Here is a 12,031-nt window from a genome sequence, read left to right as displayed (position 1 = left end):
CGGCGGGGCGACCGGGGGCCGCCCCGCCGGACGGCTCAGACGAACGCGGCCTGCCCGGTGATGCTGCGGCCGACGATGAGCGTGTTCATCTCGCGGGTGCCCTCGTAGCTGTAGAGGGCCTCGGCGTCGGCGAAGAAGCGGGCCACGTCGTAGTCGAGCACGATGCCGTTGCCGCCCATGACCTCGCGGGCGTAGCCGACGGTCTCGCGCATGCGGGCCGTCGTGAAGGCCTTCGCGAGGGAGGCGTGCTCGTCGCGCTGGGTGCCCTCGTCGAGCATCTGCGAGCACCGCACCACCATGCCGATGGACGCCGTGATGTTGCCGATGCACTTCACGAGGAGGTCCTGGATCAGCTGGTGCTTCGCGATGGGCTTGCCGAACTGCACGCGCTCGTTCGCGTAGGCCAGGGCGGCCTCGTAGGCCCCGATCGAGTTGCCGACGGCGGCCCAGGCGACCTCGGCACGGGTCAGGCGGAGCACGGCCGCGGTGCTGCGGAACGAGTCGGCCTGCTGCAGGCGGTGGCTCTCGGGCACACGCACGTCCTCGAGGGTGATGTCGGCGTTCTGCACGATGCGCAGGCTCTGCTTGTCCTCGATCTTGGTCGCCGTGTACCCGGCGGTGTCGGTCGGGACGATGAACCCCTTGACCTGGCCGTCCTCGGCGCTCTTCGCCCAGATGATCGTGATGTCGCTGAAGGTCGCGTTGCCGATCCACCGCTTCGAGCCGTTGAGCACCCAGTCGTCGCCGTCACGCGTCGCGATCGTGCGGAGGCCCTGGGCCGAGTCCGAGCCCGAGAGCGGCTCGGTCAGGCCGAACGCCCCGACGAGGTCTCCGCTCGCCATGCGGGGCAGCCACTCGGCGCGCTGCTCGGCCGACCCCCCGACGCCGATCGACCCCATCGCCAGGCCGTTCTGCACGCCGACGAAGGTCGCGACGGACGCGTCGACCCTGGCGAGCTCGAGGGCGACCCAGCCGCGGAAGACCGCGGAGTTCTCGAACGGGCGCGTCTCTTCCCACGGCATGCCGAAGAGCCCGAGCCCGGCGAGGCCCTTGACGATCTCGTGCGGGAAGGTCGCGTCCGCCCAGTGCCGGTTCACACCCGGCTTGACCTCGGTCTCGAGATACCGACGGAGGTCGGCCAGCACGCCCTTCTCACGGTCGGAGAGCAGGTCTTCGTAACCGTAGAAGTCGCTGACGAGAGAGGTGAACGAGGTGAGGGTCGCTGATGACATCCGTGCTCCATTGCTTCGTGTCGGGACGACAGGAGCCTAGGCAGCCGCCCGCCCGAGACCAAGGGGTTGGTAGCTTTGGTCAACGCCCCCAGGCCGTCGACCGCACGGCTTTGTAGGGGGCGACCAAGCACGAGCTCCGACAAGCAGGTAGAACGATGTTCCTCGCCATCACCAACACGCCCCGCGACTACGCCTGGGGATCGACGACGGCCATCGCCGAACTCCTCGGCCGGCGGCCCAGCGGCCGCCCGGAGGCCGAGCTCTGGCTCGGCGCCCACCCGGGGTCGCCGAGCGTGGTCGTCGCCCCGGCGGTCGTCGGCGGGGCCGACACGCTCGCCGACTGGTTCGCCGCCGAGCCGGCCAGGGCCCTCGGCCGCGACCGCGACGAGCTGCCCTTCCTGCTCAAGCTGCTGGCCGCCGACGGCCCCCTGTCGATCCAGGCGCACCCGACGCCCGAGCAGGCCCGAGAGGGCTTCGAGCGCGAGAACGCCGCCGGCGTCCCGCTCGACGCGCCCGAACGCAACTACAAGGACGCCTCGGCCAAGCCCGAGATCATCGTGGCCCTCAGCGACACCTTCGACGCCCTGTGCGGCTTCCGCGAGCCGTCCGAGACGTTGGTCGACGTCGACCTGCTCGACGGCGGTTCCGGGCGGCTGGACCGACTGCGCGGGCACCTGCGCGACTCCCTCCGGGCGACCCTCGCGTTCTTGTTCGAGGGCACCGACGAGTCGGCGGACACGATCGCGGCGGTCAGCGAGCTGGCCGCCGCCCACCGGTCCGGCAGCCCGGGCATCGCCACGGTCGTCGACCTCGCCGAGCGGTACCCGGGCGACCCGGGCGTCGCGCTGTCGCTGCTGCTCAACCGGGTGACCCTGCGCCGCGGCGAGGCGCTCTTCCTGCCCGCGGGCAACGTGCACGCCTACCTCGGCGGGTTCGGCGTCGAACTCATGTCGCCCTCCGACAACGTCCTGCGCGGCGGTCTCACGCCCAAGCACGTCGACGTGCCAGAGCTCATGGAGGTGCTCGACTTCGACCCCCTCCCCGTGCCCCGCCTCGAGCCCGTCGAGGTGGCCCGTGGCGTCGAACGGTTCGCCCCCGCGGGGACGGGCTTCGCGCTGGTCCGGGTCGACGCGGCGGGCCAGGGGGCGGTCGTCGAGATCGGCGGCCCGAGCATCGTCCTGGTCACCGACGGCGAGGTCCACGTGAAGGGCCAGGACGGTACCATCCGCCTCGGCCGGGGCGAGTCCGCCTTCGTCACCCCCGACGAGGTCCGGCTCGCGATGACCGGTGGCGGGACCGCCTACGTGGCCACGCCCGCCTGAGGCCGGCCCCGGCCCCTGGCCGTCGCCGGCGGCCCTCCGTCGGCGGCCCCCGGCCGCCGTCCACCGACGGCGGGGCGGTCGGACGCGACCCGATAGGTTGGCCCCATGTCTTGGTTGGTCACCGGCGGTGCCGGGTACATCGGTTCGCACGTCGTCCGCGAGTTCACGGGGTCGGGCATGGACGCGGTCGTCCTCGACGACCTCTCGTCGGGCCTCGAGGGCTTCGTGCCCGACGGGGTGCCGTTCGTCCGGGGGTCGATCCTCGACCGCGAACTCGTCGAGCGGACGATCGACGCCCACGGCGTGACCGGCGTCGTCCACGTCGCGGGCTACAAGTACGCGGGGGTGTCGGTCCAGCGACCGCTCCACACCTACGAACAGAACGTCACCGGCACCGCCCGCCTGCTCGAGGCGATGTCGAGCCGGGGCGTCGACCGCATCGTCTTCTCGTCGAGCGCGGCCGTCTACGGCACCCCGCCGACCGAGCTCGTCACCGAGGACACCCCGAAGGCCCCCGCGTCGCCCTACGGCGAGAGCAAGCTGATCGGCGAGTGGCTGCTGCGTGACCAGGCCGTCGCCGAGGGCCTGCGCCACACGAGCCTGCGCTACTTCAACGTCGTCGGCTCGGGTCGCCCCGACCTCTGGGACGCCAGCCCGCACAACCTCTTCCCGCTCGTGTTCGCGGCGCTCGCCGAGGGCCGCGCCCCCCGGATCAACGGCGCCGACTACGACACCCCCGACGGCACCTGCGTCCGGGACTACGTCCACGTGGCCGACCTGGCGGTCTCCCACGTGGCGGCGGCCCGACGACTGGACGCGGGCGAAGCCGTCGAGCCCGCCTACAACCTCGGCTCGGGTGGCGGCGTCTCGGTCGCCGAGATCATGACCGCCATGCGCGAGGGCACCGGCGTCGACTTCACGCCCGAGATCGGCCCGCGTCGCCCGGGTGACCCGGACCGCATCGTCGCCGACGGCGGCCTGGCGGCCCGCGACCTCGACTGGCGGATGCGCCACACCTTGCTCGAGATGGTGACCAGCGCCTGGCAGGCCGCACCGCGCGCCTGAGGGCGGGCGCGAGGTCGAAGTCACCCGTTCCGCCCGAAACGTCCCCCGACACGCCGAGGCTCCCTTGCCCCTGATCGGGGGGTGCAGGGTTTATTGGCCCTCGACTTGACGGATGGGTAATGACACCGGTGTAATTACCTTGTCGCGTACATTCACGGGCGATCGACACGAGGGGAGATGCGCTGTGGGCATCCACGAGAACCGCGCCGGCGTCCCGGACGACTGGCACGTCGACCCGATCCAGCTGGGCGTCCCCGGCTCGCCGGCGTCGCGCACCACGGTCGACGACGAGAACCAGCTGGCCTGGCAGGCGGACTCGCTCTGCGCCCAGACCGACCCCGAGGCGTTCTTCCCCGAGAAGGGCGGCTCCACCCGCGACGCGAAGAAGATCTGCGCCTCGTGCGACGTACGGGCCCAGTGCCTCGAGTACGCCCTCCAGAACGACGAGCGCTTCGGCATCTGGGGCGGGCTGTCCGAGCGCGAACGTCGCAAGCTGCGCAAGCGGGCCTGACCCGCGCCTCCTCGGTCCTCGACCGCATCGGCCACGACGGCACCGACCCTCCGGGGCCGGTGCCGTCGCCACGTGGCGGGCGGGTGGCGACGCTCGCCGCGGGGCGCGGAGGGACGAGGAGGCGCGGGTCGCCACGACTCGCCCGTCGCGTCGGCGCGCCGACCAGGTGCCCGCGTCGGTGCGACCTAGGCTGCTCAGGTCATGCAGCCGAGAGTCACAGCGATCCTCGTCGCCCCTGGTGGAGCGACCTACCTCGACCGAACCCTCGACGGGCTGTCGCGTCAGACGCGTCCCCCCGAGGCGCTGGTGGTGGTCGACACCGGCGGCAAGGACTCGGCCGCCGGTCGGCTCTCGCTGAGCGGCGCCGCGCAGCTGGCCTCGCTTCCGGACGTCGGGACCTTCGGCGCGGCCGCGGCCCACGGCGTCCGGCTCTCGGACCCGGGCGACGCGTCTCCGGACGACTGGGTGTGGCTGCTCGGCCACGACAACGCCCCCGCACCCGAGGCGCTCGAGCACCTCATGTCCACGGTCGAGGTCTCACCGTCGGTCGCCGTCGCGGGCCCGAAGCTGATGCGCTGGGGACGACCCGGCGTCATCGCCGAGTTCGGCGAGACGGTGACCCGGTACGGGGCCTCGCTCGCCCGGGTCGAGAACGAACTCGACCAGGGGCAGCACGACGTGATCGACGACGTGCTCGGCGTCGCGGCCGGCGGCATGCTCGTCCGCCGCACCGTCTGGAACGCCCTGGGGGGATTCGACCCCGCCCTGCCGCACGTCGACGCCGCCCTCGACTTCTCGATCAGGGCCCGGCTCGCGGGACACCGCGTGGTGCTCGTGCCCGACGCCAAGGTCGACAGCGCGGGCCCGCCGGAAGAGTTCGGGCACGGTCCGGTCGGGCACGCCCGTCGGGCCCGCCTGCACCGGGCCGCCCAGCTGCACCGGCGCCTGGTCTACTCGTCGGCCGTCCTGCTGCCGCTGCACTGGCTGAGCCTCGTGCCCCTCGCGGTCGTCCGCAGCGTCTGGCACCTGCTGACCAAGAACCCCGGAGCCGTCCTCGGCGAGTTCGCCACCGCGTTCCGGGCCGCGTTCGGGGGCTCGCACGTCGGAACGGCGCGTCGCTCGCTCGCCCGCACGAGGACCGTCGGCTGGGCGTCGGTCGAACCGCTCCGGGCGTCACGGTCGCTGCTGCGCGAACGTCGCGTGACCGACCGCGACGCCCAGGTCGCGTCCGTCGAGGACGCACCCGACCCCCGCGCCAGCTTCGTCCACTCCGGTGGGCTGTGGGTCGTGCTGGTCGCGGCCGTCGTCGGGGTCGTCGCGTTCCTGCCGTTGCTCGGCAACCCCGCGGTGACCGGCGGGGGACTGCTGCCGCTCAGCACCTCGGTGGGGCAGTTGTGGTCGTCGGTCGGCTACGGCTGGCGCGAGATCGGCACGGGGTTCGTCGGCCCGTCCGACCCCTTCACGGCGCTCGTCGCCGTCCTGGGCACGATCACGTTCTGGTCGCCCTCGACGGCGATCGTCGGTGTCTACGTCGTCGCCCTGCCCCTCACCGCCCTCGGCGCGTGGTTCGCCACGCGTCGCGTCACCCGCCGCGCGTGGGTGCCGGCCGTCGCCGCCGCCCTCTACGCCCTGTCGTCCCCCCTGCTCTCGGGTCTGCAGTCCGGTCACCTGGGCGCGGTCATCGCGCACGTGACGCTGCCGTTCCTCGTCTGGGCCATGGTCGGGGCCGCGAGGTCGTGGACCGCCGGGGCCACCGCCTCCCTGCTGTTCGCGGTCGCCGCGGCCGCCGCCCCCTCGCTGATCCCCGCCCTGCTCGTCGGCTGGCTCGGCTCGATCGTCAGCAGGCCCCGGGGCACCCACCGGCTCGTCGCGGTGCCGCTGCCCGCCCTGGCGCTCTTCGCCCCCCTCGTGATCGCCCAGCTGCAGCGGGGCACCTGGTGGGCCGTGTTCGCCGATCCGGGGGTGCCCACCCGCTCCGACCCCGCCTCGCCCCTGCAGCTGCTGCTGACCTCGCCCGAGACGGGCCTGAACGGCTGGACGGCCGTCATCATCGGCACGGGCTTCTCGGCGGCCACCCTCGCCGTCCTGGTCGCCGTGGCGATCGCCCCCCTCGCCCTGCTGGCGGTGGCCTCGCCGTTCGTCGGCTCGCAGCGCCGGGCCGTGCCCGCGCTGGCCCTCGCCCTGTTGGGCTACCTCACCGCCGTCGCCGCGACCCACGTGTCGGTCACGGGCGTGGGCAGCGACACGACGACCATCTGGGCGGGCAGCGGCCTGAGCCTCTACCTGCTCGGACTCGTCGGCGCCGCCGCCGTCACCCTCGACCGGCTGCCGAGGGCCGCGCCTCCCGCGGGGGCCCTCGTCGCCGTGCTCGCCGTCGCGGCCGCGGCGCCCACCGTCGTGGCCTCGTTCGGTCCCGTCGCCGACGTCCGCCCGAGTTCGGGTCGCATCCTGTCGGCGTACGTCACGGCCGAGGCCGAGGCGACCCCCGACGTCGGGACCCTCGTGCTGACGCCCCAGCCCGACGGCTCGCTCGCCGTCTCGCTCGAGCACGGCCAGGGGGCGACGCTCGACGACCAGTCGACGCTCGACTCGACCGCGCAGCGCCTCACCTCGGTCAACGAGGACCTCACCGTCCTGGCGGGCAACCTCGTCAGCCGCAGCGGCTTCGACCCCACCGACGACCTCCGCCGGCTCGGCGTGGGCTTCGTGCTGCTCTCGGCGACGGACGACGACGGCGACGCCGACCGCCTCGGTCAGCGAGCCGGCGAGGCACTGGACGCCGACGCGCTCTTCCTGCCGGTCGGCGACACCTCGAACGGCCTGCTCTGGCGGTACGTCGAGGCAGCCGACGAGCGAGAGGGGCACCCCGGCGCCGGGCCGCTGCGCCCGATCGTCCTGATCAGCTGGGGCCTGGTCTTCGGCTCGGCCCTGCTGCTCGCGATCCCGACGTCGCCCCGCCGACGCCGTTCGCGGGCGGGGACCCCCGAGGCCGAGCAGCCCGCCACGACCTTCGACGAGGAGCGAGATGAATAAGCGATCGGTCTTCTCGACCACGGGACGCGTCGCGGTCGGCGTCGTCGGCCTCGCCGTCGCCGCGGCGGTCGTCGGCGGTGCGGCCGTGCTGCCCCTGCCGCGCTTCGAGACCGTGCCGGCCGGTCAGCTCGTCACACCGGTGCCCGTCGACCAGCAGCGCGTCTGCACGGGGTCGCTCCTGCAGCTCTCCGACGCCGAGGGGCAGCAGGCGACGACCGCCAGCTCGGTCGGCCGGGCCGACGTCGTCCGTCGATCGAGCGGGGGAGACGTCGACGTCGACGTCCTCACCGGCGCGGACGGCAGCGACTCGCGCCCGTCCGTGGTGACGGCCCCCGTCGAGGGCGACGACGTCCCCCTCGTCGCGGCAGCACAGAGCCAGTCGGTCGACGACGGCGACCTGCGGGGTTTCGCCTCGGCGCCGTGCACCGAACCCACCAGCTCGACCTGGCTGATCGGCGGCTCGACCGAGACCGGGCGCGTCTCGCTCATCAGTCTCGTGAACCCCAGCGACGTGAACGCCACCGTCGACCTCGACATCCGGTCCGAGACCGGTGACGTGCAGGGCCCGGGCATCGACGGCATCGTCGTCGCCCCCCGCAGTCAGAAGGTGGTGCCCCTCTCGGGCTTCGCCACGGGACTCGTGTCGCCGGCGGTGCACGTGTCGAGCCGAGGTGGGCAGATCGTCGCGACCCTGCAGCAGAGCGTCGTCCGGACCCTCGAGCCGGGCGGGGTCGACATCGTGACCGGCTCGGCCGCGCCCGCGCGGGAGTCGGTCGTGCCGGGGATCGTCGTGCGCGACTCCGCCAACCTCGAGGGCGCACTGGCCGACCCGTCGTCGTCCGACCTGCAGTCGGTCCTGCGCGTCCTCGTGCCGGGCCGGGACGCCGCCAGCCTGACGGTCTCGCTGGCCACCGACGACGGCACCGGGACCACCTTCGAGACCCGGGTCGAGGGCGGCCGCGTCACCGACGTGCCGATCGACGGCCTCGAGGACGGCGTCTACACCGCCACCGTGCGGTCCTCCACCGCCGTCGCCGTGGCCGCGAGGACCTCGACCGTCGGCTCGGACGGCGCCGGCGTCGACCTCAGCTGGGCCGCGTCGTCGCCGCGTCTGTCGGGTGACACCCAGACCGTCGTGCCCGAGGGGGACGGGGGCCGGTTCTGGCTCGTCAACCCCGGGCAGGAGGCCGTCACGGCGCGCGTCACGATCGGTGACGCCGACGAGCAGGACGTCGAGGTGGCCGGGGGGTCGACGGTCGGCCTCGACGTGGCCTCCGGCGACGCCGTCCTGGTCGAGGACGCCGACGGACTGCGGGCCGGCGTCAGCTTCTCGGCCACCGCGGCGATCGCGGCCTGGCCCGTGACCTCGCCGTTCGCGGCGTCGACCCCGGTGACCGTCTACCCCTGACCCCGGTCAGCCGTCGCGCCAGCGGTCGGGTGCGAGCTCCCACGGGTCCTTGCCGAGGAGGTCCGCGACGGCCCGGAACACGTAGCCCTCGACGAGCACGCGGTGGTTCCACTCGTCCTCGGCCGAGCCGCGACGGTCGTGCGAGGGCGCCAGCCGTTCGATCGGCAGGCGGTAGAGGACGACCCGACCCGCGGCCCGGTCGACCGACCACCGTTCGACCCTCGTGCGATCGGGTTCGGCGGGCAGGCCGGCGACCTCGAACGACGTGTCGGCCAGCTCGTCGGGCCACGCCTCGCGCAGGTAGTCGGCGGTCGCCGCGACGATGTCGTCGAAGAGGTCGACCCGCGTGCGGAGGAACGGCAGGTGGGGCCCTGCGGCCGACGACCGGAGGCCTCGTCCGTGGCGGTCCCGCCGACGGGACCGGTCGGTGACGCGTGCGCGGCGGGCCTTGCTCATCCGCCCATCGTAGGCCCGTCGAGGAGGCGCGGGTCGGCCCCCGGGGACGTCGCGGTAGTCTGGCGGGCAGATGAACGGACGACCCTGCAGCAAGGTGACGTGCCACGACGAGGCCGTCGCGACGCTGACCTACGTGTACGCCGACTCGATGGTCGTCGTGGGTCCGCTCAGCGGCCGGGTGGAGCCCCACGGGTACGACCTCTGCGCCCGACACGCGGCCTCGCTCTCGGTGCCTCAGGGATGGCAGGTGCTGCGCCAGGTAGTTTTGGGCCATGACCACTGAGAACGACCCCGTCGACCTGACCGCCTTCGTCAAGACCTACGACGTCCGCGGGCTCGTCGGCAGCCAGTTGACCGAGACCGTGATCGAGGCCTTCGGTGCGGCCTTCGCCGACGAGATCGACGCCGCCGGCCGCGACCTCGTCGTCGGCCACGACATGCGCGACTCGTCGCCGGGCTTCGCCGCCGCCTTCGCGCGCGGCGCCCGCGCCCGCGGCGCGAACGTCGTCGCCCTCGGCCTGTGCTCGACCGACGAGTCGTACTTCGCCTCCGGCTCGCTCGACGCTCCCGCCGCCATGTTCACCGCCAGCCACAACCCGGCCACCTACAACGGCATCAAGATGAGCCGAGCCGGTGCCCAGGGCATCAGCCTCGACACGGGGCTGTCCTCGATCCGTGACCGCGCCTCCTCGTTCCTGGCCGACGGCATCGAGGCCGTCGACGAGCCCGGCGCCGTGCGCGAGCACGACGCCCTGCCCGACTACGCGGCGTACCTGCGCGGCCTCGTCGACCTGTCGGGCATCCGACCGATCAAGATCGTCGTCGACGCGGGCAACGGCATGGGCGGCCTGACCGTCCCCGCCGTGCTCGGCGAGGCCGCGGGCCTGCCGAAGCTGCCGATCGAGATCGTCCCGCTCTACTTCGAGCTCGACGGCACGTTCCCGAACCACGAGGCCAACCCGCTCGACCCGGCGAACCTCGTCGACCTGCAGAAGGCCGTCCTCGAGCACGGCGCCGACCTCGGGCTCGCCTTCGACGGCGACGCCGACCGGTGCTTCGTCGTCGACGAGAAGGGCGACGCCGTCACGCCGTCGGCCGTGGCCGCCATCGTCGCGGTGCGCGAGATCGCCCGCGTCCGGGCGGCCGAACCCGACGCCGAGATCGCGGTGATCCACAACCTCATCACCTCGCGTGCCGTGCCAGAGGCCATCCAGGCCGCGGGGGCCACGCCGGTGCGCACGCGCGTCGGCCACTCGCTCATCAAGGACGAGATGCGCGCGACCGGGGCGATCTTCGGCGGCGAGCACTCGGCCCACTACTACTTCCGCGACTTCTGGAGCGCCGACAACGGCATGCTGGCGGCGATGCACGTCCTGGCCGAGTTCGGCTCGCAGTCCGAGCCGCTGTCGACCCTGACCGACCGGTACACGCCCTACGCCGCCAGTGGTGAGATCAACTCGACGGTCACCGACGTCCCGGCGGCCTACGCCCGCATCGTCGAGGCCTACACGGGCGTCGGCGAGTTCGACGAGCTCGACGGCCTGACGGTGAGCGGCTCGTCCGACGACGGGTTCTGGTGGTTCAACGTGCGCCCCTCGAACACCGAGCCGTTGCTGCGCCTCAACGCCGAGGCGGCGACGCCCGCCGGCATGGAGCGCGTCCGCGACCACGTGCTGGGCCTGATCCGGGGTTGACCCGGGGCGCTCCTCGTCGCGGCCCGTGGCCGCGTCGGGGAGCGTACCCCCACGGGGTATCCTGGCCCGAGGTCACGACACGGTCAGGAGGCGCGGGTGGCGCAGCACGGTGAGCGGACGTCGGCGGCGCACGTCGGCTACAGCGGCGACAAGGAACAGATCGTCAAGCGGCTGCGCCGGGCCGAGGGCCAGGTGCGGGGCATCCAACGCATGGTCGAGGACGACACCTACTGCATCGACGTGCTGACCCAGGTCAGCGCCGCGACCCGCGCCCTCGAGACCGTGGCCCTGCAGCTGCTCGAGGACCACCTCGCCCACTGCGTCGCCCAGGCCGCCCGGGAGGGCGGCGACGTCGCGGACGCCAAGGTGCGCGAGGCGTCGGCGGCCATCGCTCGGCTCGTCCGGTCGTGACGCACTAGCGGCGGGGGAACCCCGGCACGGTCTCGGTGAGGGCCGGCGTGAGACGCGCGAGCAGCGCCGCCTCGCGGGCCAGCGCCGCGGCCTCGCGCTGCCGACGCAGCGCCGAGACGCCCGCGAGCAGGAACTCCGCGTCGCCGGGCGGCACGGGCGAGACGTAGGGGACCGCCTCGGCCGCCAGCTCGTCGGCGACGCGACGACGGCTGGCCGGCGAGAGCTGGGGGGCCTGCTGCAGGAACGACGCGATGCGGCGGGCGAGCCCGTCCGGGAGGCGCGCGACGTCGGCGACCCGGGCCCACCCCTGCAGGTGTGCGGGGACCCCGTAGACCACGTGCGTCGCCCTCGGCACGCGCTCGTTGCGGCTGTACGTGCCGGCCATGAGGTCGCCGAGGCGCCGGGACGAGCCGTTCAGCAGCGCGACCACGACGGCCAGGCCGCCGCTCGTGAAGACGATCTCGAGCAACCCCACCAGCGCGCGGGTCAGGGCGTGACGCAGGCCGATCGCGCCTCCGTCGGTGCGGACGATGCGGGCACCCACGGCGAGCTTGCCGAGGGACCGCCCGTGGCTCGCGGTCTCGACGACGGTCGGCACCACGATGAAGCAGACGGCGATCGACGCCACCAGGAACGCCTGGGAGATCGCGTCGTCGAGCACCCCGGCCTCGTTGAGCAGGGAGACGAGCACCAGCGCGCCCACCAGCAGCAGGGCGTAGGCGAGGTAGTCGATCAGCACGCCCGCGGCCCGCAGCACGAAGCTCGTCGGGCGGAGGTCGAGGGCGACCGCCTCGCCCGTGACGAGTTCGTCGCCGCCCGCCGTGAACGCCTCGACCTGGTCGGGGCGCAACGCCACCGGGGAGGCGCCTCGTGCCTTCGTGCGCGACATGCCTATCATC

11 protein-coding genes are annotated in these 12,031 nt (G+C 73.5%); 8 read left to right on the top strand and 3 right to left on the bottom strand.

Going from position 1 to position 12,031, the window contains the following annotated elements; translation table 11 throughout:
• Positions 1-35: 35 nt before the first annotated feature.
• A complete protein-coding gene (locus ABID81_RS01485; protein WP_354593070.1) occupies positions 36-1,232 on the bottom strand; it encodes an acyl-CoA dehydrogenase family protein in 1,197 nt (398 codons plus the stop codon).
• A gap of 155 nt (positions 1,233-1,387) precedes the next feature.
• Between ABID81_RS01485 and manA the strand changes: the two genes are divergently transcribed.
• The 5 genes from manA (at position 1,388) to ABID81_RS01460 (ending at position 8,571) form a co-directional block, all read left to right on the top strand.
• Positions 1,388-2,554, top strand: coding sequence for a mannose-6-phosphate isomerase, class I (gene manA / locus ABID81_RS01480; RefSeq protein ID WP_354593069.1), 1,167 nt, complete (start codon positions 1,388-1,390; stop codon positions 2,552-2,554).
• A gap of 105 nt (positions 2,555-2,659) precedes the next feature.
• Complete coding sequence (galE, locus tag ABID81_RS01475; RefSeq protein WP_354593068.1) at positions 2,660-3,619, top strand: UDP-glucose 4-epimerase GalE; 960 nt, start codon at positions 2,660-2,662, stop codon at positions 3,617-3,619.
• Positions 3,620-3,803: 184 nt separating this feature from the next.
• A complete protein-coding gene (locus tag ABID81_RS01470) occupies positions 3,804-4,130 on the top strand; it encodes a WhiB family transcriptional regulator (protein ID WP_354593067.1) in 327 nt (108 codons plus the stop codon).
• Between the two features lie 201 nt (positions 4,131-4,331).
• Positions 4,332-7,163 carry a glycosyltransferase family 2 protein gene (locus ABID81_RS01465; protein WP_354593066.1) on the top strand — a complete coding sequence of 944 codons (2,832 nt, stop codon included), beginning with the start codon at positions 4,332-4,334 and terminating at the stop codon, positions 7,161-7,163.
• Positions 7,156-8,571 carry a DUF5719 family protein gene (locus tag ABID81_RS01460; RefSeq protein ID WP_354593065.1) on the top strand — a complete coding sequence of 472 codons (1,416 nt, stop codon included), beginning with the start codon at positions 7,156-7,158 and terminating at the stop codon, positions 8,569-8,571. The genes ABID81_RS01465 and ABID81_RS01460 overlap by 8 nt, the downstream gene beginning before the upstream one ends.
• A gap of 6 nt (positions 8,572-8,577) precedes the next feature.
• On the opposite strand, the gene ABID81_RS01455 is transcribed toward ABID81_RS01460, so the two are convergent.
• Positions 8,578-9,027: a metallopeptidase family protein gene (locus ABID81_RS01455; protein ID WP_354593064.1), complete on the bottom strand. Its 450-nt coding sequence runs from the start codon at positions 9,025-9,027 to the stop codon at positions 8,578-8,580.
• A gap of 70 nt (positions 9,028-9,097) precedes the next feature.
• Here ABID81_RS01455 and ABID81_RS01450 point away from each other — a divergent pair, with 70 nt between their 5' ends.
• From ABID81_RS01450 to ABID81_RS01440, 3 genes are all read left to right on the top strand, one after another.
• Positions 9,098-9,310 carry a DUF3499 family protein gene (locus ABID81_RS01450; protein ID WP_354593063.1) on the top strand — a complete coding sequence of 71 codons (213 nt, stop codon included), beginning with the start codon at positions 9,098-9,100 and terminating at the stop codon, positions 9,308-9,310.
• Positions 9,300-10,721 carry a phosphomannomutase/phosphoglucomutase gene (locus ABID81_RS01445; protein WP_354593062.1) on the top strand — a complete coding sequence of 474 codons (1,422 nt, stop codon included), beginning with the start codon at positions 9,300-9,302 and terminating at the stop codon, positions 10,719-10,721. The genes ABID81_RS01450 and ABID81_RS01445 overlap by 11 nt, the downstream gene beginning before the upstream one ends.
• Before the next feature lie 159 nt (positions 10,722-10,880).
• On the top strand, positions 10,881-11,132 hold the full coding sequence (locus tag ABID81_RS01440; protein WP_233568399.1) for a metal-sensitive transcriptional regulator: 252 nt from the start codon (positions 10,881-10,883) through the stop codon (positions 11,130-11,132).
• A gap of 4 nt (positions 11,133-11,136) precedes the next feature.
• Here the strand turns inward: ABID81_RS01440 and ABID81_RS01435 are convergent, their stop codons facing one another.
• A complete protein-coding gene (locus ABID81_RS01435) occupies positions 11,137-12,021 on the bottom strand; it encodes an RDD family protein (protein WP_354593060.1) in 885 nt (294 codons plus the stop codon).
• Positions 12,022-12,031: the final 10 nt, after the last annotated feature.

This window comes from Frigoribacterium sp. PvP054, assembly GCF_040547465.1.
GTDB lineage: Bacteria > Actinomycetota > Actinomycetes > Actinomycetales > Microbacteriaceae > Frigoribacterium.
The sequence above is the reverse complement of the archived record's forward strand: the minus strand, read 5'-3'. Positions and strand labels throughout refer to the sequence as shown.

What these genes read in the sequence shown, in the direction of transcription:
- ABID81_RS01455 (WP_354593064.1), bottom strand. Translation starts at nt 9,027, where the DNA reads ATGAGCAAGGCCCGCCGCGCACGCGTCACCGACCGGTCCCGTCGGCGG.
- ABID81_RS01435 (WP_354593060.1), bottom strand. Translation starts at nt 12,021, where the DNA reads ATGTCGCGCACGAAGGCACGAGGCGCCTCCCCGGTGGCGTTGCGCCCC.
- manA (WP_354593069.1), top strand. Translation starts at nt 1,388, where the DNA reads ATGTTCCTCGCCATCACCAACACGCCCCGCGACTACGCCTGGGGATCG.
- ABID81_RS01445 (WP_354593062.1), top strand. Translation starts at nt 9,300, where the DNA reads ATGACCACTGAGAACGACCCCGTCGACCTGACCGCCTTCGTCAAGACC.
- galE (WP_354593068.1), top strand. Translation starts at nt 2,660, where the DNA reads ATGTCTTGGTTGGTCACCGGCGGTGCCGGGTACATCGGTTCGCACGTC.
- ABID81_RS01460 (WP_354593065.1), top strand. Translation starts at nt 7,156, where the DNA reads ATGAATAAGCGATCGGTCTTCTCGACCACGGGACGCGTCGCGGTCGGC.
- ABID81_RS01485 (WP_354593070.1), bottom strand. Translation starts at nt 1,232, where the DNA reads ATGTCATCAGCGACCCTCACCTCGTTCACCTCTCTCGTCAGCGACTTC.
- ABID81_RS01465 (WP_354593066.1), top strand. Translation starts at nt 4,332, where the DNA reads ATGCAGCCGAGAGTCACAGCGATCCTCGTCGCCCCTGGTGGAGCGACC.
- ABID81_RS01450 (WP_354593063.1), top strand. Translation starts at nt 9,098, where the DNA reads ATGAACGGACGACCCTGCAGCAAGGTGACGTGCCACGACGAGGCCGTC.